The sequence below is a fragment of the Helicobacter sp. MIT 14-3879 genome (assembly GCF_003364125.1).
In genome coordinates this window covers 1-20496 of record NZ_NXLP01000022.1, presented here as the reverse complement: position 1 = coordinate 20496, position 20496 = coordinate 1, and the positions used below count along the sequence as shown (strand labels likewise).

Sequence of the window (20496 nt, the reverse complement as noted above, 5' to 3'; positions counted from 1 at the left end):
CTTTGCCCTACCCGCGCTCACTGCCTCATAAAATGCCTCTAAACGCTCCTTATCATTCCTCCTAAATGCCTTAGCATATTTTCTCATCGCTTTTGAGGGAACATTTTGGTAATCAAAGCAGTAGTCCTTTAATCTAAGGGCATTTGTCGCTTAGTTTGTTTATTAAGCTGTCTTTCTTGAAGATTTGATTACAATCATAGAATTATTTTATTAGAAGAAGGGTTAGAATGGCACTTGATATTTTTAGAGGCTCTGTGAGCGAACTGCAAAAAGAAACTATCACAGAGATGAAAGGAAACATACATAAAGGAACAGGCAAGGTAAGAACTATCACAAAAACCAAACAAACTTTTAAAATAGAGAATAAAGCCTTTTATATAATCTGTCCCTATCTCATTGAAAACGGTGATGAAGTGGCAGTAGTTGCTACTAATCAAGGAAATGGTTATTTTAAAGTATCCTCTTGTAAAAACTTCACAAAACTATGGAATTGGTGTGAAATATGGAATCTATGGATATTATCAATCCTTACCATAGGCATTGCCTATCTCTTAGGCATTACTCTATCTTTAGGAATCTATCGTAATGAAAATCCTATTTTTGCTATTTTATTTACAGCAGTTATTTATCTTTTAATGTTTTTATTATGCTTTCCTATTCGTAGAAAATACAGAGAAATTAGGGTGATGGAGTGAAAAAAATAATTTTGAGGTGATAATGAAATCATAATTAAAAAAAATAATATTGTTACTTAATCCAAAGAAGTTAGGGATTTTAAAACACTATTTGCCTTACTAAAAAACTCCCTCTTGCTCACATTATTTTAAATATCGATTTTAAAGTTTGTCTAAAATTATATAAATTACTTTGTATTTTATTTTTATTATTGTCATCTATCTTAAAATTCTTATTGTAAAACAAATTATTTCGTTTTTTGAAATAGTCCTCTGCATTATCTATACTACCACCTTTTGATTTAATTCTTTCATAGATATTTATAGTATCACTTTTAAATTCGCTAGAACTCTGTTTATTCATTTTTTTATAGAAGTTCTCTTTGCTATTTTTTGTTTTATCTTTAAAATGATACCTTAACCAATCTTCAAAATCACAATAAGTTAAAAATAAAAATTTATTTTTGCTGTCTTTTTTTATAATAGAAATTAATTTTTTTAAGTTTTGTAATTCTTTAATATCTGTATCTGCTCTATCTAAATCAATAATTATTACTACTTTATCAGTATAATATTCTTTCTCAAGCGATATGCTAATATTTTTATAAGATTTTTTCTGCAATAACTTGATTTTTACTTTTACTCTACCAAAATTGCTCTTTAGCTCTTCAATAAGTCCATTAAAATAGTTTTCTTCAGTCTTCCCCTCACACCATAATTCTACACAGATATTATTAGGCTTATTCATCATAATAACCCTTTAGATAATCAATATAAGATTTTTTCTTTTCACTTCTAATATCATATTCATAGTAACTTTTAATTATAGTCTCTAATTTTTCATTTTTTTGAATTAGAAAGATTTGTTGAGAATTTAAAAAACTTACATCAAAGAGTAAAACATTATGAGAAGAAACAATAAGTTGCCCATTTTTATTTTCTTCACTATTAACAATTTCGTTGAATATCTTAATCAAAGCTCTAGTGCTTATAGATGAATCTAGCTCATCAATAACAATTATTTTATCACTTTTTGCCATCTCACAAAGAGAACCTGCAAGTATGAAGATTTTTTTTAATCCATCTGATTCTTCCTGACAACTATATTTTTTCTGATTTCTTATAAATACAATTCTATATTTTTTTTCTCCATCTTTTTCAAGCTCTTCAAAATTAAAGTCATCAACAGAAGAATCTATTAATTGGAAAATAGTTAATATGTTTTTTTTATTTTCCACAAAATAATCTCTTTTAGACTTTTCGCAATCAAGCGAATGTGATTTAGAATATGTCTTACTCCCATAAAAATTAATATTCTTTGCCAAATTAATAAACCTATTTACTTCAGTAAAATCTTTAATAGTATATAAAATATTATCACTTAACTTCCTAGAAAAAAAATCTTGAAGCGTTTTTTCATCTAATTCTTTTATGTTAAAAGAAGCCTTTTCTTCATTAAAATTAAAAATTATCTTATCATTCTTTTTAAAAATTTCTTTCTTAATACTTTCTTTATCAAAAGCAATGCTATATTTAAATATATCTTTGTTATTATCAGATAGTTCTAACTCTAAAGTGACGATTTGAGAATTTTTATTAAAAGCATTATTTAAAATAAATCTTCTCTTAGTGGAGCTCAAACCATATTTTATAATATTAAGCAGAGATTTCATACCTAAAAATAAATTTGTTTTTCCTGTGGCATTTTGACCAAAAAATATAGCTGATTTCATAGGTCTATTAGCTTGGTCTAAATTAAAATTAAACTCATACTTTGTATTCATTAATTTGCTTTTAGGCTTAGAAATAAAACTTACTTCTTGTAAAGTATCTCCAAAAGAATATAGCCCTGCTATTCTAAATTTTCTTAGCATATTTTTCCTCAATCCATTTATAAATTAAATATAATATAAACAAAATATTTGTTTATATTAATAAAAATTTTTTAAAGATTTGATAAATTTACTAATTATGATTAAAAATGCACGGCATTTCTTATAGCATATTACTTTTGTAAGTTCTTTAAAACACTACTTGCCTTACTAAAAAATTCTCTCTTGCTCACATATTGAGTTAAGGGAATCTTCTCATTACTCATTCCTTGATAAGTTGTTTTCTTGCCCATTGAAAGCAATGAGCTTTCAGCTTGAGCTATGGCTCTGTGCATTTTACCATTGGCAAAGACTATCATTTCGCCATTATTCATATTCACTACCTCATTATGTTCTATGGCATCTTTTTCTTCTACTTTATAGGTATCCTCAATGCTTCCTTGTCCCTTAGCTCCATCTCTTCTTTTAGTGAAATCCCTGCTCATTACTTTTATCTTTTCAACCATTTTTGCATAAAATTCAGTAGTTTCTGGGTGCATATTTTTCATTAAGATATGCACACCTGTTACATCAATAATTTCTTTTCTTTCATAATCATTTTTAGCCACCACATCAATTTGTGCTGGACTTTGAAAAAATGGAAATACAGAAATGCCCAAACTTCTACTTTTAGATTCTAATCTTCCAAAGCCTTCAATGACATAGCTTCCTAACTCATCTAAAAAACATACAAAAGGGATTCTTGGCTCTTTTGCAAACTTAGCCTTTTGAGCAGCTACACCCTTAATAAGACCTAATAATAATCTTCCTAGCTCTTTTGGTGTAGTATCAGAATCCATAGTAGGTAAGGTTACAAAGATAATCTTATTTCTTTGTGTAGCTTCCCATAAAGATATATCAGGATTTGGGGCATTAAAAATACGTCCATAATCAGAGCTTAGATTAGTTAGCACATTTCGCCAAGCCCCAACACAAACAGAGACATCATAAATTCCCTGTCCATCTCCACTTGTCTTTTTATACATTTCATCAAGCCATTTTTTATCGTCTTTATCGCCTTTTAAAAATTCTTCAATATCCACTTCAATAGTAGAGCTTACATATTTCACAAAATCCATTATACCTACATTTTTATAAGCTAAATGTTTATAATTAATTGCTTCTTTAAGTAGTGTAGTTAAACTCATCATATTAGTAAGAGATGAAAAATCAAAAATAAAATCTTTTTCATTGTCTCTTTTATAAACCATAAGCTTTAAAACACATTTCATAAATTCTTTTTGTTTTTCTTTCCATTCATTTTCTTCTCCTATGAGTAAGGCAATAAGAATCTCATAGATACTTAAAGCTCCTCCACTTAAGAGAGGATTAATTGTATGGGTATTATCCATATCTAAGAAATTAAGATACACAAAATCATCTTCCCTACCAAGACTTGCAACAAGCCCGTAAATTTCTTTAGCAAACTCATCTGTTCCTTTTCCATCAACTATCATCATACCACCACCTAAAAGTGTGTATTGTTCTATTAATCCTTTCATTAAAACAGATTTACCAGCTCCGATAGTAGCCATACATAAAAAATGCCTTTTCATTGTTTCAGCATTAATAAGAATAGGACGAATTTTATTATTGAATGCCTTTGCACTCTTTATGGCATCACCATAGAATTTTTTAACCTCTATTCCTAAGGAGATAAGATAATCTTTATTTACTTCATTAGGAATAATTACTTCTTTAGTATCTTTTTTCTCCTCACAAAAATATAAATTTATCATTACAAAAGCATATAAAACTGCTATAACGATAATAAAAAGCATAATATTCACTCCATTTGTAATAAAGGAGGCAATGAAAGATAAAATACAAGCAAGTATCCCACAAGCAAACAAAACTTTTTTAAGAATATATTCTTGTTGCAAAAAAATAATAAGATTATTTTGATAGGGACGATAGAGTTGAATTTCACTTTGTTTTATTTGCATTATCATTTTTCCTTAAAAATTTTATTTCATTATTGATTTTTTGCTTTGTTTAAATGTCATAGTCTCAATGCAATAAATATTACAAAATTTTTTTATTTCATTAGAGTCATTGTTCTCATAAAAATTAATTAACTTTGTAAAAAAATCATTCATATATTCTTGACAAACAGACAAAATTCCAAGCCCATTTTGGATTAAGACTTTATTAGCTAACAACATTGCTACTCTTTTATTCCCATCAAAGAATAATTGATTTCTCATAATATATAACATTAAATTAAGAGCTATATCTTTTTGATTATCATCATTTAAGATTTCTTCAATACTACTACTAACCTCATAATCAATAGGTAGTTTTGGTTTGTAGTTTGTGCCACTTATTCTTACATCTGCTGTTCTTAAAAACCCTGATTTATAAATTAAATCTCTTCCTACTATTCTATGAAAATCTTGTATAAGGCTTAAAGTAATTTTTTCATTTATATTGTCAAATAGAAATTGCCAAGCTTTTTTAAGGTTTAAAATAACATTGAGTTCATCGATTGTTTTGTTTGCAATACTATAACCATCTATTATCATTTGGGTTTCAGGAAATGTAACATTAATCCCCTCTAAATTTGCCGATTTCCATATAATATCAACCAAATTTCTTTTTGCTAAAAAAATATTTTCCTCTAAAGTCATTCTCTCCCTTTGTTTATGGCTATAACTTATTCTGCTTTTATAGTATTAATAATGCCTTGAAGCTCATTTTGTTGTTCATAATAAAAGTTATTTTTGAGTTTAATCAAGGCTTCTGATTCTTTAAGATTCTCGATATTTTTAAATTCACTCAAGTTGCTTTGTTCAAGCTTATTAATCTCTAAATTGATTATTTGGGTTAAGCCTGTGATAGATGTTGCAATATCAGATTCTCCTTTTTCATATTGAGAAAGTGTTTTTGCTGAATAAGTCATAAGCAATGCTGAATCAGGGCATAAAGCTAAAATAGGTTGAATAAAAACAAAAAATATTATAAATAAATACCTTTTCATTGTTATCTCCTCTTTCGTATTGATTGAACTTCTAATTTTTCTTGTAAATTTTTAAAGTTTATAAGAATCTCATCTATTTCATTTATGGTGCTATTTTGTATATTTGTAAAAAAATGAATATTTTTAACTTGCATAAAATATTTTTCATCTAAGAATCTGCTCATTTCATTTAAAAAATTCTTTTCTAAGTTTGGATTGTTAAGCTCTATTTTTCTTTTTTCTAAAGATTCTAAGAAATTATCACATTTATAATCCTTGATTTTTAAAGAAAGTAAGTCATAATTTATTTGTATTTTGTTGTTCTTAAGCCATTCAATATCCCACAAATCTCTAAACTTTAAATAAGGTCTTTGAGAAAGAGCTAAAATCTTATCAGCTAAAATTTCTTCAAGTGTTTCTACTTGGACAAAAATTCTTTTATTTATTAATTCTTCATAATTATTTTTAATGGCTTTAAAATGATTGCTATGACTTGGAATATTTGCGATTTCTATATTAATTTTAGTTTTTTTATTATTACTTGGTAAATATACTTTAGCACTCCATCTTTGCACTATGCTATCATCTTTCTTGGGTTCTGTAATTTCTGCTTGTAAATTATATTTTTTGATAATTTTCTCACTAAAAACATCTCTAAAATAACACATAAAGTCCTTATTAAACTCCCTATCTTTATGAATTACAAAGTCTAAATCTTCACTATATCTATCGTTGTTATAACAAAGCCTCAAAGCAGTCCCGCCTTGAAAAACTAGAGTGTTTTGAATATCTTGAATGTTAAAAAGACTTTCTAAAATTTCATAGTGCATTATTTCTTTAAAGATTGTATCCTTAAGATTTTGAGGATATTTTTGTATAAGTTTTTCAATATCCATTTAAACTCCTTTAATTAATTGTTCTTCGTATAAATCTATACTTCTATTATGCCTATAAATATCACTAATTGCTTTCTGTGTATTTGCAATATAAATTCCTCTTTTTTTATCATAATAGCAATCTTTATGTAAATCTTCTAGCTTGGTTTTTGTATAAACAAATTCTATAATACCATAAGGTGTTCTAAAAATTTGACTTCTATTTTTAGAAATAAAAATCAAGCGATTTGGCATTTGTGAAATAAGACCTTCTTCGCTTAAAACAGATTCTAAACTCAAATATGTTGTCGTTTTATGTCTTAGTGTTGAGGCAATATGCTCTAAAATATAATAGGGTCTGCTTTTAGCTCTTGGATTGGCGTATAAATTTCTTGCAATCCTTTCAATTAAACCATTTTTAACAAAACGACTTAGGACAATTTTGATATTTTGTCTATGAGAGGTTTTAAAATAGGCACAAACAAAGCTAATATCAAAAGTCCAAACAGAATTAGATTCTAAAAAATCTAACATTTTAATCATTTCTAATTGTGTCATTGTTTTATTTCTACATAAAATATATTTATTTGTATATTTTATGTTTATATACATAAAAATATACTTAAACGATATTCTTTTCACAAAAATAGCCTGTATTTCACAGTTATCACTATAATAGCAATGAAGCTTATTATGCTTAGAACATTACATAGCGTAGTAAGATTTAAGCTATTTTTAGTATGATATGAATTACTAGATTGATGATTAAGAATCTCTCTTTTAGTGTTTTCTAACATTTCATTTTGCAAAGCTTTAAAGTCTGATTCTAATAAGCTCTTTAAAAAGTATGTATAATCATTGTTTTCTTTTTGTATAGCTGTATTTGCCAAATTTTGTGCCAAATCGTCTGTGTTATCAATATGTTCTTTAAGTTTAGCATTGACAATATTTAAGTTTTTTAGGTTTTTTTGTTTTAGCACATTAATATGTTGAGCATTAACAAGCGTATCTTCTTTAAGCTCTTTGACTTCATTTTGAAGAGAAAGTGTAAGATTAACAAGTTGTTCATTTAACTTTTCTACTTTTTGATAATATTCTTTATTTTCCATAGCAATTCCTCCCTTAAGATTTTACCTTTGTAATAGGCTCTATTTTGAGACTTTCTATACGCATACCATAGGGATTTATATCGCTAGATTTGTTCAAGTCAAAACTACCTGTGCTAGTAATTTTAAAATTACCATTTTGTTGTTTGTAGGTATTTTCACTAAGAATATAGCTTTGTGCTACTGCTTTAATGATAATTTCGGTGCTAAATTTTTGACCTTGATATTCATATTTCTCTACACTATAATCTTTAATAGCTATATATTCTGGTAATTTATCTTGTGCAGTTGCAGAAATCAACCATTGCACATAAGCTCTTAAATCTCCTACTGCCACTTGATTAATTTCAATAGCTTTCTCCTCATCTCTCTTATAATCTATAAAATTAGTTAAAATATTTCTAATTTGTGGCACATTATCCATAACTTCACCATAATCTTTAAATTCTGCTTTTTGAAAATTATTTGTCAGCTGACTTCTTGAGATAATGAAATTATTAATATAAGTGCTAATTGCAAATTGTTTTAAATATTCTGCCTTTAAAGGCTCTTTGGTTACCTTAATTGCTCTACCATCACTTGTGGTGAGAACTACTTTTTCATTATTTTCTAATACAACTTGTTCTAGCTTTTGCATTTTATTGCTTATATTATTAAGCTCATAGGCACAAACTAGAATAGAAATACCTATAAAGAAAGCGATATATTTCCAATTCTTGCCAAAAAATTGCTCACATTTAAAATTAAGAGATTCTTTTTGATTAGTGCTTGATTTTATATTCACTTTAGTATTAGCAATAGATTCTTTTTGATTATAATGTTGTATTGTGTTTGCTTCATTCATTTTCGTTTTCTCCTTATAGATTTAATATCATTAGTGGGTTGTTCTTGATTGTTTTGCAAACTTTTGTTTTCATTATCTAATATTTCACTCACCTTTTTAATATTGGCAATTTCTTTTTGATTTTCTTGTAAGAATTTAATTCTTTCTTCTATGCTTAACTTTGTAAAATCCTCATTCTTTTGTTTTACTTCTTTTAGCATTGTTTGATTCTCATCTTTATTTTGTGATATACTATCTTTAGCAGATGTTGAAAGTGCTTTATTGCACCTAGATAAATCATTAAATGATTTATCAGCGTAACGGTCTGACCATGTGGGTGCTGCTTTTGCAGATGACGCCTCCACCAACATCTGTTTAATAGAATTATTAGTGGTTACTGAATGTGCATTTGCACCAGATAATTTTTGATTATTACCGCCCAGCTCGGCAGGTCTCGAGGTGTGAAGAGAGTGGACGGCTTCACCAGTAACTACTTCTTTTTTAGCCAATCTTTTAAAGTTTCTATTTGATGATAAATTAACGTGAAAAATTATATTTGTTCCCTTGTCATTTCTAATTCCAACATCCCCCATTTTTTCTTCATTGAGTTTTTTAACTGCTATATAATCTTTTTCACTTTTAGGTCTAGGATTTTTGATGATTAATTGAGGCTCACTTACTACCTCTTTAATAGTATTAAACACATCTTGCATATTTTTAAACATTTCAGGATGATTTATATAAAGCTTTTTTAAATCTGCAATAGCTTCTTTATCTCCAAGTAATTCTGCTAATCTCTCACAGAGTTCAAAGATTTCTAATTCTTTGTTGCTCATTTTTTTCTCTTATAATGTTTATTTGTTTGATTCTCATCTTTGTTTTGTGATTCTTTTTGTGGTATAATGTTATTAGTGGTTTCTAAAAGTGTTTTAACACCAGATGATTTATCATTACCGCCCATCCAAGCTTGACTTGGAGTGTGAAGGGAGTGGACGGCTTCACTAGAAACTGCTTTTCTAACAAAACGATTAAAATTCCTTTTATCTTGTTTATTTATATGATAAATAATATTCTTATTTCCATCATTTCTAATACCAATATCACCCATCTTTTTATTATTAAAACCTAATGTTTGTTTAGCAACAATAAAATCCTTATCACTAATAGCTTTTGGATTAGTCATAATTAAATCAGGCTCATTTACTACTTCTCTAATTGTATTAAACACATCCTGCATATCTTTAAACATTTCAGGATGTTTATTATAAAGCTTTTTTAAATTTGCAATAGCTTCTTTATCTCCTAATAGTTTTGCTAATCTCTCAGAGAGTTCAAAGATTTCTAATTCTTTATCACTCATTTTTTTCTCTAATTTAGAGCTATTTGATAAGTTTCAATAGCCTTACTTATCAAGTCAGAATCAGGGATAAAAAGTGCTAAAGTAGCAATCTTAGCCCATAGAAAATACACAAAATATCCAATAATATTTGCAATAATTAGCCAAACGAGAAAACTTATTAAGTTAAACTGCATTACATCTCTTTTTGTTTGGATAAAGGCATAAGAAAGTGCGGTAAAGAAAACTACCCAAAACCCAATAATCATTAACCAATCACTTATAACTTGCACGATATAAAGTTGTAAATAAGCTCCCTTATCTTCCATACTGCCACTTGCATTTACTAAAGAAAAAACATTGTTTTCTCCTCTTGTCCAAAAGATAGAAAATATTTTATTTTGCAAATAGTCTTCTTCATACAATGCTCCAAGCACATCAAGCATTTTTATTCCTAGCATAAACGCTACACAGGAGATAAAATGCACTATAAAAGCCATAATAAAAACACTAAGCACTGAATATGAGTGAGAATTATGTCCGCTATTTGCCTTTAACATTCCATTAACAAGTGTAAAAATAAATGGCAAATATGCAAAAGCTAAGGCAGATAAACCAAATGTAAAGGCAGTAGCTATGAGTTGTGTGCTTGAACCTACCAAGTCCATTCAATGCTCTTTATTTCTCAATGATATAAGGCACATACTTTACACCTAGATTAAGGTATTTATCAAATAGAATCTTCAAATCAAGTGCAACTTGCTGGAATAATGGCTCTTGATTAATACTATCGCTATAATAACTCTTAATAAGTTCTAATTTTTGTGTATCATTTTTTAGATTCTTAATATTTTCATAAATAAGACTTGCTCTATTAAATCCCTCTTCTCCATGAACACTAACAAAGATAAAATGAATAGTATGAGTTTTAAGGTATTTTTCATCAATATCTTTTAAATGCTCTCTACAAAATTGACATAAAGGGTCGCTAAAGACAAAAATTTCTTTTTTTCCAAAACCTAGAGTAATAATATAATTCTTATCTTCATCTAAAGCCTTTAAAATTTCCTCATTTGCTTGTTTTTCTAAGATTTTAACAGCCTTTTCCTTGCTTGTGTGTAGGGTTTCTATACTTGCAAAATCACTAAAGAAAAAATTATCTTTAATAAAAAGTATCTCTCTTTGACTTACTCCATTAACCTTAAAATCAAACACAAAAGCATCAAAATCTAAATCATTATTTGCTCTAATCTTTTCAACAAAGGCAATATCTAAGTTCTCAACATTACTCAATTTCTTTTTATAAAAAGCAATAATTCTTTCTATTTTTTCTTTTTCACTAAAATTTACTCTACTTTTCTCTAACTCATTTAAAAAACTAAGTTTAGTATCTATAACATCTTTGCTACCACATCCACTAAAAACTACTATATTAAAAATCATTACAAAAATTATAAGAATAATCTTATTGTGCATTTCTCCCATTTTTATTCCTTTAATATTTAAAATTCATTTTCAGCCTCTATATGCCAAGCATTATTAAGAAGCTCATTTCTTTGTTTAATCAAAAGAGACTCTTTTTTCATTAAAAAAAGAATTTGTTTATCTATATTTACTATCTGTTCTATGTATTTATTTTGTTCTAAAACAAGCTGATAAAGATTCTGAATGCCTGTATTCATAGTATTAATTGCAATACTTGCACTTGCCCCATATAAAGTATTCAAACACAGCATAAAAAATAACCATAAATTAAAAGTTTTCATTGATTTTTCCTTGTATGCTTATAAATATCTAAAGAATCTTCTTTGGGCTTAATAATTTGCTGATTTATTTCTTCTTTAAAGTCATTTTCATTAAAAAGACTTTGTTCAACATTTCTTAGTTTAGAAGATTCTAAATCTTTATCTTTTGTGTTTTCACTAAAAGAGAGGCTATTTTCTCCCTCTTTGCTGCTAAAAGATTCTACTTTTTTAATCATTCTCTCTACTTCTAGTTCTCTGAATTCTTCTTTATTTAAAGATAAAAAATACTCACCCACTATTTCTTTGCTTGTATGTAAAACTTCTAGTTGATTTTCAATCAATCCATCTCCATTGAGTTCAAGTTCATTGATTTTCTCTAACAAAATGCTCATTTCTTCTTTAGTATGTTCTTCTTTATTTTTTATATTCTCTAACTCAGCTAAGATAAGAAAAAATTTTGCTTGAGGGGTGGAGTTATAAAAATATTCATCTTTGTTTTGTTTAAAAGATTCTGTTTGTTTTTCTTGTGTGGAAATAGTGTTAGAATTAAAAAGTTCTAATTCTGTTTGCTCTTGTTTAATTTTTAGAATAAAATCATTCAAGTTTGAAACAAATTTATTAATAAAATTATTGATAATTGCTTTGATTCTATTTTCGCTAAGTTTATAATTCACATCAAAGTTTTCTAAATTTGTCATTAAGAACCTAAAGTCATTAAAACTTTGATAATCAAGCTTTGAAGATTTAATCAATGCAATTTTTTCTTTAATTTCACTTGAAATAGGAAGGTCATTGAGTATAAAATGTGCCATATTTTTCATTAGTTGCTCCTTAGATTTTTTATAAACTTACTAATAGCATCAAGTAAAAAAATTTTATAAGGATTATCCATTCTTGTTTGAGAAAATATAAACTTATAACTAAACAATGCTAGGGCTATATAAGAAATAAAAAAACTATCAAGGCTCGTAGCAAAGAAATAACATAATAAGCAAATAAGAATATTTAATTTTGAAAATAAAAAATAGAATATTTTTGCTTTTAAAAGATATTGTGCTTTTTGAATTGCCTCATTCATTATTTTTTCCTATATTTTTTATAATTTTCTTGTTTAAAGCCCTTATCTTTCTTATCTGTGCTTATTTTCTCTAATGTATTTTTTTCATCAATTTCTTGTAGTGTAGTAAGTTTATAATTCTTAGTAAGCTCTTCTTTTAATTCTTTTGTGATATTGATTTTTTGAGTATCTAAAGCCTGTATCTCATTTCTTAAAGCTTCATTTTTAGCTCTTAGTTCATCAACAAGCTTTTGTATTTGTTGATGACTTAATTTCTTAAGATTTGCATAAAGATTACTCATAAAAGAATGATTATTAAGTGTTGCTTCTTTAGAGAATGGATAGTGGATTTGTTCTTTATCGTGAATAAAGCTTATTAATTCATCAAAGTTTGGTTGTTCTTGATTTGCTCTTTCTTCTTGTGTATTACTAAAATAAAATTCATCATTTTGAAGTTCTTTTATTTTTTGGATTTCTAATGTTTTATTTTGAGAATCTTTGCTTAAATCTACCAATTTCTCTAATTCTTGTATGAATAGGTTTGTTTGTAAGTTTGCATCATTTAAGTTTTTAGAATTATTTAGCTCATTAATAAGAGATTCTTGGTTTGGCTTTGATATTTGATTATCTTCAATAAAAATAATTTCATTATCTTTTACCCTTGCTTCTTTGCCTATCATATAGTCTTTAAAATTATTATAGAATTTTTCATAATCTACAAAACCATTCTGTGTGCATTCTTTTGCTAAAGAAATGCTAGAAATGGCAGTTTTTAATGCCATTTCATCACTTTGATTAGTGTTTTTCTCTACCAAATTTACAAAAATATGAAAATCATTCACATTGTATGTTTGTTTATGCTTTTCTAGGAATAAAGAGAGATTACTAGCAAATTCAATAAACTCCTTATCCTCTTTTTGTCTAGCAAATTCTTTTAATAAAACAATAGATTTTTCAATGAGCATATTTTTCCTTTAAAATTTTTGACATATTTTAAAGAAAAACAAAATTCAAAACATAAAAATAAACTTAAAAAATTTCATTTGAAAACATAGACAAATATTTTATACTACAATAAAACACAAAACAAAAAGAATTTCTGTAATAATTTTGACCCCGCATTGCAAAATTTAAAGAAACATACCTAACACGACCCCCAAACAAATACCAAACTCACAGGCAGTTTTAATGCTGGTTTAAAGGCTTTAAAAGAAATTGCAACTAAACAGAAAAACACAAGATAAAGCACACAACAATGAATTTTAGCTTTGATATTAGTGATATAGTTACTATTCTTGCTTTAATCATTGCAACTATCTGTTTATGTTGCACAAAGATATTTAAAAGAAATACCACTTTACAAACTGAAATATTTATTCTAAATGCCTATAAAAACTATGTATTACATAACAACCTAGTAAATGATGAATATAAAGAAAATGCTACAACTCTTATGGCAATAGATTTATTGCAAATATGTCATCAACGGACATTTAGACCAAAAGCTATCAAATGATAATTTGCAGGGATATAATAATATCGTTGAATACGCCAATAAATACAACATAAGACTATAAACTTAATTTCTAAATATAATTTAGAATCTCTATGACTTGTTGTCTTGTTAAATTTCTATTTATTGCTTTAATTATTTTCTTTTTCTTCTTTTTAATCTTCTTATCCTATATACTCTTCTTTTTTCTCTTAGCTTTTGTAAGAATTGAGAGTTATTTTGATTAAAGCTTTCAAATGTTATAGATAAGGGGACTTGTTCTATTTTCTTCTCTCTTAATTTCTTTAACCTCCCTTTAAGGTTTCGTAGCTCATTATAAAACTCACTAATAAACTTATCTAATTCCTCTTTGCTGCTTTCTTGCTCTTTTTTTGCTTTGTAATATTCTATATTTTCTTGTAAATCACTATGTTTTGGGTATCTTGCTTTTGGGTTTATTTTATAATAAGGTCTAAATTCTTTTTTACTTAGTGCATTTTCTACACTTGTCTCATACTGAAGCTCTACTAAAGTATGTGCTATAATAGATTCTGCCTTATCTGCTTGAAGTCCAACAAATTGAATGTGTGGAGAGTTAATTTCTCTATCTTGCAAGTGGATTTCTAAAATACCCTCTATGCCCTCTTTTAAAAGCCTTACTTGAAGAATCTCTAAAAGCTTATTAATAGCCTTTCTATCCATACTCAAAGCTCTAGCCCATATATTTGCAGTTTGAGTATAGCCCCTTTGACTAAGATAAGCTAAAAGCTCACTTTTTATATCCCTTTCTCCTGTTTTGGTGATATTTGGGTCATTGCGTTTAACATTAACTTCACTCAAATTTTTTAAAAAATATTCCCTTGCGTTTATATTTTGTATCAATACAAGTGAAAATTCAAGTTCTCGTAAAAAGCTTCTTGATTCTGCTTTTCTAGCATTTTGCAACATTAATGAAATCCCCTTGTGTAGAATGACTTGATAGATTTTTAATTTTTTCTCTATTTAACCAAAATTTGTAATTCTTGCTTTTATCTATAAGCTGATATTTTGCTCTTGTGATAGCAACATAGAAAAGATTAAGTTCTTGTTCTAATTCTAAATATAATTTCTCTTTTATGCTGGATTGTTTTTGGATTATTATATTCTCTTTTATCTCCATTAAACTAAAGAAATCATCAAGCAATACCACATTATCCCATTCTAAGCCCTTAGCTTGATGGGCATTGATAATAAAATTTTTAGCATTTTTATTATAAAAAAGATTTTTTACCCTTTTTGTAAGTTTTGTTAAATTTAGGTCTTTTCTTAAAAGATTTAAAGCACTTAAGAGTTCTTTATCTTGGATTGTTTCTATATAATAATACAGCTCTTTTATGTGATTAAAATTTTTAAAATAAGCATATTCTTTTGGGATTAAATCAAATTGAGCCTTTTTAAAATGCAAAATAGCAAAGATAGGCGAAAATATTTTTCTAGGTTCTTTTAAAAGTGAAAAATCTTTGCTTTCCTTTTCTTCCAAAGAAGCAATAAATTCTATCATTCCTGCATTTGTCCTAGAAATAAAGGCTCTATTATGAATTATATTTCCTTGTATAGCATTTGAACGCATTGATATAAAGTCTTTTGTGCTAAATGTCTTTAAAAAGAAATTAGCATAATCTAGTATGTTTTGTGTGCATCTAAAACTTGTGCTAAGCGTAGTGTTATAAGTTGGATTTAATACATTAAAGGCATTAATGGATTGATTAAAACCATAAATATTTTGAAAGGTATCACCTGCTAAAATTTTAGCACATCTATTATGTAGAAAAATAGAAAGCATAACTGCATTAGTATCTTGAGCTTCATCAAGCAATAGACAATCATAATGAGATTCTAAATGCTTATCTTTTGCAAGAGCATAAAATTTTAAATAAAAATTATGAAACATAGGCAGTTTTTTATCAAGAACTGCTTGATAGAGAATTTTAATATTAGAGTGTTGTGAAGCAATCTCTTCATTGCTTCTTAAAAAACGATTAAATTCCTCAAGAAGCAATATTAATAACTGATTCTCACCCTTAAAAATCTTAGCAATATCAAACACACTTAAGCTCTTAATAACTTGAAATACTCCTAACTTTTTCTTTGTATAGCTTAAGGCTAAAGAATGGAGGGTTTTTATCTCTACATTGGGTGGGAATTTAGAGATTACTTCTTTAACAATAGCTTTATTAAAGGCAAGATAAAGATATTTTTTCTTAGGATTATTTAAAACTATCTCTCTTAGAGTAAATGTTTTTCCACTTCCAGCACAAGCTTGGATAGATAAAATCTCATTTGCTTTAAGTTTCTTTGAAAGCTCTATAATTTGAGTTTGCTCATCTGTGAGATTCAATGTCTTTTCCTAAGTTTTGAGTTTTTAGTATTAAGTAAGGCTTGTGTAGAATCTTGCGAATTTGTTCTAATTTCTTTAGAGACTTTATGTATTAAAACATCTTTATTTAAAGTAGAATTCATCTTTTCTTCTATAAATTTTAAAGCAAGTTTTGCTCTTTGATTAATATAATAATTAATTGGCTCTAGCCATTCATCACTTAAATTAAATTCTTTGTGTCTTTTAAAGGTGAAGTTAGAGAGTTTTTGGAGGTTTGGGATATGTCTATTTGCAACAAATATTTTCATTTGCTCATCAAAGCTATAACCAAAATAACTTTCTTTTAAACCTAAAGCTTTATTTATATTTACTAGTTCATCTTGTGTCAAATAATTTATCATCGAGAATCCATTATCAAAAATAGGGGCAGGTCGTAGAATCTCATTTGTATTATTATCTATTATCATTCCAAAATTACCTAAATGTCTATCAATATTGCAAATAAGTGCATCAAAAAGCATTAAATCTTGGAAGTTTTCATTGCCATAAACATTTGCTATGGCAACAATGGAGCGTAAATCTTTCTTTTCTAATATTTTTTTATCTACACAATAATATATAGGTGCATAACCCTCATTCTCATTGGTAAAGAGAGGGCAAGAGCTTACAATTTGATTATGAAATTCTTTTATATCATAAGGCACATAATCAAATTCCATTACTTCAGCAATTTGAGCCATATAATATTCACTATAAACTTCTCCAAAACCATTATACATTTCACTTGAACCCTTATAAAGATAAATTTGTCCATTATCTCTATGCCAACATTTTTTTAGCATTCCATTGGTGGTATATTCAGGAGAGCTAGTAAAGCCTTGAACTTTTGTTAAATGTAATCCAAATGCAGTTAATGCTAATGCCTCACTAAATTCATTATCATAGAGATTAAAATCTCTCCATTGATAATCTTTAGTAGCTGGAATAATCCAATAAGAATCATTTAAAGAAAGTCCTAAGGAAATATCAATGTAATCCATTAATCCCTCTTTATTATTTTTAGGCTTATAAGATAAGACAATTTCATCAAAATATCTTCTATTTTTAGGCACTTTTCTATTAAGTATCCACGAGTTTAAATCCTCTTTTGTGTTGATTGTTTTTATGGAACTTGGCAATAATTTTTCATCAATAATTTCTATGCGAGAAATACTTGTTGTAAAAAATTTACCAACAAGCTCTGAATACTCTTCTATGGTTGAAGTCTCAAACCTCAAAACTTCTTTATCTTTATTTTTTAGAATATATTGCATTTATTCTACATCTCCTTATATATAAAACCCAATGATATAAAAGTAGTCAATGTCTTTTCCTAAGTTTTGAGTTAGCATTATTTGTAGAAAACATTGTTGTATTAGCTTCATTGCTTAACAAATCTTGTTTGAAATTATCTAAAAAACAAGGCAAACATTTTGGCATAGGTTTTAGTTCTATCTTTTCATTACTCAAAAGCTTTTTAAAAAAACTCTCTAAGTATGAGAAATCCGCAGTAACTTTATACTTTATATTAGAGTAATTAGCTAACACTAAAGCATTTCTAAAATATTTTGAGTGTTCTTTAAACATATCATTATTAATGTTAAATCCCATACTATTTATATATTTAATGGCAAATACTGCTATAATCCTTGTATTACCCTCTCTAAAGGGATGTATTTGCCAGATATTTGAAACAAAAGTAGCTATATTTAAGATTCTTTTCTCATCACTTAGATTTGCATAATATTTATGCTTTTCTTGCATAAAATCATAATGCAAAAGTTCATCAATTTCATTATAATCTGCATAAACCACAGAATCCTTTCCATTGAGAATTTCTTCACCTTTTGATATATTCACTTTTCTAAAAACCCCAATAAAATTTTTCAATTCTTCTCTAAAAACTCCATCAAATATTTTTTTATGAATATTTTTTAGGCTCATTGGAGAAAAAGAAAAACCTTCATCATCAATGAATTTTGCAATTCTTTGGGAAACCAAATCACACTCTTTTTCTCTTTGAGAGAAGTTATTTTCTTGTTGATTAGCATAATAATGGATTATTTTTTCTTCAAGCTCCTCGTAAGTTTGAGATTCATTCAAAGCTTGATAAAAATATATTGATGGATTAAGATTATCAACCTTATTTAATCCTATGCCTACTTTGATATTTTCAAGATTAATCTTTTTATTTAAGTCATATTCGCTGTATTCGCTAAATTCCATTGTTATTGCTCTACCTTTTAATTACAAAGTCTAGTAACATTATATTTAATCTTAACATTCCTTGCACTATCTCCTATTTCTTAGGACTTTGCTTGTGAGATAAAGCTATTCTTTGCATTCTTTTCCTAAGTTTTGCTTAAAATCTACTTTATTTACTTCAAGCTCTCCCTTAGCTTTGGTTACTTCATTGATAAGATTATCTAGGTTTGAAGTCTCTTGTTTGCTTGTAAGATCAAAGTATTCTAAAATCTCTTTAAATTTATCTTGGCAAGAAAGGCAAGTGTCTATTAAAAAGCCCTTATTATTGTTATATTCCCTTAAGCCTCTATAATAGAATAATTTATGCTCCTCATCTATAATAAAAGGCACAATATCATTTTTAAGACACTCTTTAAACATCACAAGCCTTCCTACTCTACCATTACCATCTTCAAAGGGATGAATCTTCTCAAAATGAAAGTGAAAATCTATAATTTGTTCAATAGAATTTTTTTCTTTGTAATTTTGTAGTAAATTTTTTATTTCTTTATCCACCTCATTAGGTGGAGTAGTTTTTATATTTCCTACAAAATTTTGCTTTTTTTTAAAATCTCCTATTGTCATTATATCAGTGCAATTTTGCTTTACTAAAAAATGAAGCTTCTTAATATAATCTTTATCTAAAGAAAAAAAGGCGGTATCTAAGATATAATCAAAAGCTCTAAAGTGATTTTTAGCTCCTAAAATATCATTAGTTTTTATAATCTGATTTTCATTGGCTAAAAAAGAATCTTTTTCATAAATATATCTTGTTTGTTCTTTGCTAAGTGTGCTTCCTTCAATGTGATTAGAATTATATGCAAAAGAAATTTGTGTGTGATGATATAAACCATTTTTACAAGCCTTATTTTTTTCATAAAGCAAGTATTGCAATAAAGATTTCATCTTTTATGCCCTATTTTATTTGATTGAGTTTTAAAAACATTATTTTCTTTTATAGAAAGAGTATTAGGGTCTTTGCTTTGTGATATATCTATTTTATCAGTTAAATCTATATGCTTTTCCTCTATAAACTGCATTGCTTTTTTTGCTCTAGTTCTAATACACTTTTCTATTGGCTCTAGCCATTCATCACTTAAATTAAATTCTTTGTGTCTTTTAAAGGTGAAGTTAGAGAGTTTTTGGAGATTATTATAATGATTCTCTCTTGCAAAGCGATAAAGTTGCTCTTTAAAGCTAAGATTAAACCAAGAATGTTTATTTAGAGATTTTTTCTCTAGCCATTCATCATTAGGATACTTTATCAAGGAAAAGATTGATACACCATTATCAAAAATAGGGGCAGGTCGTAGAATCTCATTTGTATTATTATCTATTATCATTCCAAAATTACCTAAATGTCTATCACTATTACAAATAAGTGCATCAAAAAGCATAAGGTCTATGAGTCTTTCTTTTGGATAGATTGTCATTATCTGCTCTATAAGCTCTAATCCTTTGATTTGGTAGAATTTTTTATCCAAAAAATAATATATAGGTGCATAACCCTCATTCTCATTGGTAAAGAGAGGACAAGAGCTTACAATTTGATTGTGAAATTCTTTTATATCATAAGGCACATAATCAAATTCCATTACTTCAGCAATTTGAGCCATATAATATTCACTATAAACTTCTCCAAAACCATTATACATTTCACTTGAACCCTTATAAAGATAAATTTGTCCATTATCTCTATGCCAACATTTTTTTAGCATTCCATTGGTGGTATATTCAGGAGAGCTAGTAAAGCCTTGAACTTTTTGTAATTCTTCTCCAAAAGATACACGCTCTAATGCCTCACTAAATTCATTATCATAGAGATTAAAATCTCTCCATTGATAATCTTTAGTAGCTGGAATAATCCAATAAGAATCATTTAAAGAAAGTCCTAAGGAAATATCAATGTAATCCATTAA

The 20496-nt window shown here is 27.3% G+C and carries 24 protein-coding genes and 2 pseudogenes; 2 read left to right on the top strand and 24 right to left on the bottom strand.

Annotated features, from left to right (window positions below):
- Positions 1-102, bottom strand: a pseudogene (locus CQA44_RS13515) (hypothetical protein); the annotation flags it as partial.
- A 125-nt stretch (positions 103-227) separates the two neighbouring features.
- Here CQA44_RS13515 and CQA44_RS08810 point away from each other — a divergent pair.
- On the top strand, positions 228-695 hold the full coding sequence (locus CQA44_RS08810) for a hypothetical protein (protein WP_115546897.1): 468 nt from the start codon (positions 228-230) through the stop codon (positions 693-695).
- 118 nt (positions 696-813) lie between these two features.
- Here the strand turns inward: CQA44_RS08810 and CQA44_RS08805 are convergent, their stop codons facing one another.
- From CQA44_RS08805 to CQA44_RS08725, 17 genes are all read right to left on the bottom strand, one after another.
- On the bottom strand, positions 814-1425 hold the full coding sequence (locus CQA44_RS08805) for an RloB domain-containing protein (RefSeq protein WP_181881845.1): 612 nt from the start codon (positions 1423-1425) through the stop codon (positions 814-816).
- Positions 1415-2548: an ATP/GTP-binding protein gene (locus CQA44_RS08800; RefSeq protein WP_115546895.1), complete on the bottom strand. Its 1134-nt coding sequence runs from the start codon at positions 2546-2548 to the stop codon at positions 1415-1417. The genes CQA44_RS08805 and CQA44_RS08800 overlap by 11 nt, the downstream gene beginning before the upstream one ends.
- Before the next feature lie 131 nt (positions 2549-2679).
- On the bottom strand, positions 2680-4491 hold the full coding sequence (locus tag CQA44_RS08795) for a TraM recognition domain-containing protein (RefSeq protein ID WP_115546894.1): 1812 nt from the start codon (positions 4489-4491) through the stop codon (positions 2680-2682).
- 21 nt (positions 4492-4512) lie between these two features.
- Entirely contained in the window at positions 4513-5175 is a 663-nt protein-coding gene (locus CQA44_RS08790) for a Fic family protein (RefSeq protein WP_115546893.1), read from the bottom strand.
- A gap of 26 nt (positions 5176-5201) precedes the next feature.
- The gene (locus tag CQA44_RS08785) at positions 5202-5525 is read right to left on the bottom strand and encodes a hypothetical protein (RefSeq protein WP_115546892.1); all 324 of its coding nucleotides are present in this window, start codon (positions 5523-5525) and stop codon (positions 5202-5204) included.
- A 2-nt stretch (positions 5526-5527) separates the two neighbouring features.
- Positions 5528-6400, bottom strand: a complete 873-nt coding sequence (locus CQA44_RS08780) for a nucleotidyl transferase AbiEii/AbiGii toxin family protein (protein WP_115546891.1) — start codon at positions 6398-6400, stop codon at positions 5528-5530.
- Positions 6401-6991 carry a type IV toxin-antitoxin system AbiEi family antitoxin gene (gene abiEi, locus CQA44_RS08775; RefSeq protein ID WP_115546890.1) on the bottom strand — a complete coding sequence of 197 codons (591 nt, stop codon included), beginning with the start codon at positions 6989-6991 and terminating at the stop codon, positions 6401-6403.
- 26 nt (positions 6992-7017) lie between these two features.
- Entirely contained in the window at positions 7018-7488 is a 471-nt protein-coding gene (locus tag CQA44_RS08770) for a hypothetical protein (RefSeq protein ID WP_115546889.1), read from the bottom strand.
- Between the two features lie 13 nt (positions 7489-7501).
- Positions 7502-8329, bottom strand: coding sequence for a hypothetical protein (locus CQA44_RS08765; RefSeq protein ID WP_258864966.1), 828 nt, complete (start codon positions 8327-8329; stop codon positions 7502-7504).
- Entirely contained in the window at positions 8326-9144 is an 819-nt protein-coding gene (locus CQA44_RS13245) for a hypothetical protein (protein ID WP_258864965.1), read from the bottom strand. Before CQA44_RS13245 ends, CQA44_RS08765 begins: the two co-directional genes overlap by 4 nt.
- Positions 9141-9668 (bottom strand): hypothetical protein, encoded by a 528-nt coding sequence (locus tag CQA44_RS08755; protein ID WP_115546888.1) that lies wholly within the window; start codon positions 9666-9668, stop codon positions 9141-9143. The genes CQA44_RS13245 and CQA44_RS08755 overlap by 4 nt, the downstream gene beginning before the upstream one ends.
- Positions 9669-9676: 8 nt before the next feature.
- Complete coding sequence (locus CQA44_RS08750) at positions 9677-10312, bottom strand: hypothetical protein (protein WP_115546887.1); 636 nt, start codon at positions 10310-10312, stop codon at positions 9677-9679.
- A 10-nt stretch (positions 10313-10322) separates the two neighbouring features.
- Positions 10323-11129 carry a thiol peroxidase gene (locus CQA44_RS08745; protein ID WP_115546886.1) on the bottom strand — a complete coding sequence of 269 codons (807 nt, stop codon included), beginning with the start codon at positions 11127-11129 and terminating at the stop codon, positions 10323-10325.
- A 17-nt stretch (positions 11130-11146) separates the two neighbouring features.
- On the bottom strand, positions 11147-11410 hold the full coding sequence (locus CQA44_RS08740; protein ID WP_115546885.1) for a hypothetical protein: 264 nt from the start codon (positions 11408-11410) through the stop codon (positions 11147-11149).
- Positions 11407-12210 (bottom strand): hypothetical protein, encoded by an 804-nt coding sequence (locus CQA44_RS08735; protein ID WP_115546884.1) that lies wholly within the window; start codon positions 12208-12210, stop codon positions 11407-11409. Before CQA44_RS08735 ends, CQA44_RS08740 begins: the two co-directional genes overlap by 4 nt.
- A complete protein-coding gene (locus tag CQA44_RS08730; protein WP_115546883.1) occupies positions 12210-12467 on the bottom strand; it encodes a hypothetical protein in 258 nt (85 codons plus the stop codon). The genes CQA44_RS08735 and CQA44_RS08730 overlap by 1 nt, the downstream gene beginning before the upstream one ends.
- Positions 12467-13411, bottom strand: a complete 945-nt coding sequence (locus CQA44_RS08725) for a hypothetical protein (RefSeq protein ID WP_115546882.1) — start codon at positions 13409-13411, stop codon at positions 12467-12469. The genes CQA44_RS08730 and CQA44_RS08725 overlap by 1 nt, the downstream gene beginning before the upstream one ends.
- Before the next feature lie 290 nt (positions 13412-13701).
- Between CQA44_RS08725 and CQA44_RS08720 the strand changes: the two genes are divergently transcribed.
- Entirely contained in the window at positions 13702-13962 is a 261-nt protein-coding gene (locus CQA44_RS08720; protein WP_115546881.1) for a hypothetical protein, read from the top strand.
- Between the two features lie 132 nt (positions 13963-14094).
- Here the strand turns inward: CQA44_RS08720 and CQA44_RS13240 are convergent, their stop codons facing one another.
- The 6 genes and pseudogenes from CQA44_RS13240 to CQA44_RS12605 form a co-directional block, all read right to left on the bottom strand.
- Positions 14095-14886 (bottom strand): hypothetical protein, encoded by a 792-nt coding sequence (locus CQA44_RS13240; RefSeq protein WP_258864964.1) that lies wholly within the window; start codon positions 14884-14886, stop codon positions 14095-14097.
- Entirely contained in the window at positions 14870-16315 is a 1446-nt protein-coding gene (locus CQA44_RS08710; protein WP_115546880.1) for a 3'-5' exonuclease, read from the bottom strand. The genes CQA44_RS13240 and CQA44_RS08710 overlap by 17 nt, the downstream gene beginning before the upstream one ends.
- Positions 16312-17607: a transcriptional regulator gene (locus CQA44_RS08705; protein ID WP_181881844.1), complete on the bottom strand. Its 1296-nt coding sequence runs from the start codon at positions 17605-17607 to the stop codon at positions 16312-16314. The genes CQA44_RS08710 and CQA44_RS08705 overlap by 4 nt, the downstream gene beginning before the upstream one ends.
- A 46-nt stretch (positions 17608-17653) precedes the next feature.
- Positions 17654-18559 carry a Fic family protein gene (locus CQA44_RS08700; protein WP_115546879.1) on the bottom strand — a complete coding sequence of 302 codons (906 nt, stop codon included), beginning with the start codon at positions 18557-18559 and terminating at the stop codon, positions 17654-17656.
- 234 nt (positions 18560-18793) lie between these two features.
- Positions 18794-19483 (bottom strand): annotated as a pseudogene (locus CQA44_RS08695) (Fic family protein); the annotation flags it as partial.
- Positions 19480-20496 (bottom strand): transcriptional regulator (locus tag CQA44_RS12605; RefSeq protein WP_115546877.1); only part of this gene is annotated, 1017 nt, incomplete at its 5' end. The gene CQA44_RS12605 and the pseudogene CQA44_RS08695, both read right to left, overlap by 4 nt.